The organism is Kitasatospora putterlickiae (assembly GCF_039527695.1).
Classification (GTDB): domain Bacteria; phylum Actinomycetota; class Actinomycetes; order Streptomycetales; family Streptomycetaceae; genus Kitasatospora; species Kitasatospora putterlickiae.
Genome location: NZ_BAAAKJ010000095.1, coordinates 35,812 through 37,692, shown reverse-complemented (window position 1 = coordinate 37,692; position 1,881 = coordinate 35,812). Strand labels below are relative to the sequence as shown.

General features: G+C 76.3%; 1 protein-coding gene. It reads right to left on the bottom strand.

The genetic code is table 11. The features are described from left to right. Positions 1-61: 61 nt before the first annotated feature. The gene (locus ABD308_RS10325) at positions 62-1,774 is read right to left on the bottom strand and encodes a DEAD/DEAH box helicase (protein ID WP_344331250.1); all 1,713 of its coding nucleotides are present in this window, start codon (positions 1,772-1,774) and stop codon (positions 62-64) included. Positions 1,775-1,881: the final 107 nt, after the last annotated feature.

The following is a 1,881-nucleotide window of genomic DNA, read 5'->3' as shown; positions in this document are numbered from 1 at the left end:
GGTCGCTTCGGTCGTGCCGGTCGCTTCGGTCGTGCCGGTCGCTTCGGTCGTGCCGGTGGTGTCAGTCGCCCTGGCGGCGCTGGCGGCCGGTGCCGTAGTTGGAGCCGGACTTGGAGCCGCTGCCGGGCTTGGCCCGGCCCGAGGAGCGGCCGATGAAGCCGGCCGCCTGGCGCTGCGCGCCGCCGCCCTGGCCGCCGCCCGCGCCACCGACCCGCTGCTTGGGCCGGGGACGGCGCGGGTTGCCGTTCATGTCGACGTCGGTCGGCAGCCCCGAGCGCTTGCCGGAGCGCCGGCGCGGGCCGGACGAGGAGGACTTCGGCGCGGCCTTCCCGGCCTCCGCGTCGGCGGGGGCGGCCGGGGCGGGCACGACCAGGGTGACCGGCACGCCGCTGGGCGTGCGGGCGCCGGTGATCCGGGCGAGCTCGACGTCGCCGGGGCGGATCTTGGTGGTGGTCGGGCGGATCCCGGCCACGGTCATCAGCCGGCCGACCTCGCGCCGCTGGTCGGGCAGCACCAGGGTGACGACCGTGCCGGACTCGCCGGCCCGGGCGGTGCGGCCGCCGCGGTGCAGGTAGTCCTTGTGGTCGATCGGCGGATCGACGTTGACGACCAGGTCGAGGCCGTCGATGTGGATGCCGCGGGCGGCCACGTTGGTGGCGATCAGCGCGGTGACGAGGCCGTCCCGGAACTGGTCGAGCACCCGGTTGCGCTGCGGCTGGGACTTGCCGCCGTGCAGGGCGGCCGCCTTCACGCCGTTGGCCAGCAGCTGCTTGGCCAGCCGGTCGGCGCCGTGCTTGGTGTGCACGAACATGATCACGCGCCCGTCGCGGGAGGCGATGTGGGCGGTGGTGGACGCCTTGTCGGCCGGCTCCAGCTGGAGCACGTGGTGGTCCATGGTGGTGACCGCGCCGGCCGAGGGGTCGACGGAGTGGGTCACCGGGTCGGCGAGGAAGCGCTTGACCAGCCGGTCGACGTTGCGGTCCAGGGTAGCGGAGAACAGCATCCGCTGCCCGCCCTCGGCGACCTGCTCCAGCAGCTTGGTGACCTGCGGCAGGAAGCCCATGTCGGCCATCTGGTCGGCCTCGTCGAGGACGGTGATCGCGACGTCGGAGAGCCGGACGTCGCCGCGGCCGATCAGGTCGTCCAGCCGGCCGGGGGTGGCGACCAGGACCTCGGCGCCGCGCCGCACCGCGTTGGCCTGCCGGGTGATCGACATGCCGCCGACGACGGTGGCGATCCGCAGGTTGACTGCGGTGGCGTACGGGGTGAGCGCCTCGGTGACCTGCTGGGCCAGCTCGCGGGTGGGCGTCAGCACCAGAGCCAGCGGGTGGCGGGCGTCGGCGCGCTTGCCGGCGGTGCGGGCGAGCAGCGGCAGGCCGAAGGCGAGCGTCTTGCCGGAGCCGGTGCGGCCGCGGCCCAGCACGTCCCGGCCCGCGATCGAGTCGGGCAGGGTGGCGGCCTGGATCGGGAACGGCTCGGTGACGCCCTCGCGGGTGAGCGCGGACAGGATCGCCTTGGGCAGCTCCAGCTCGGCGAAGCTCGCCGCCGGCGGGCGGGCCGGGGTGCCCTCGACGACGGTGAAGTCGGCGGGCTCGGCGACACGCGGGGCGTTGCGGCGCGGCGGGCGAGTGGACGCGCCGGTGCGCGGGGCGGAACCGGTGCGCGGCGTGGAGCCTGTGCGCGGGGCGGCCGCGCCGGTGCGCGGGGCGCCGGAACGGTTGCGGGGCTTGCGGGTGCGACCGCCGTCGCGGGGCGGCTGGGCAGGGGTGGTCACGGGGTTTTCTCCGTCGGTAGCGCGGCAGCCCCGGTCAGGGGGCTGGTCGGCCGTCGGAAAGTGCGTGCGCCGCCCCGGCCGTTCGGCGGCATGGGCGAGGGGGCGGC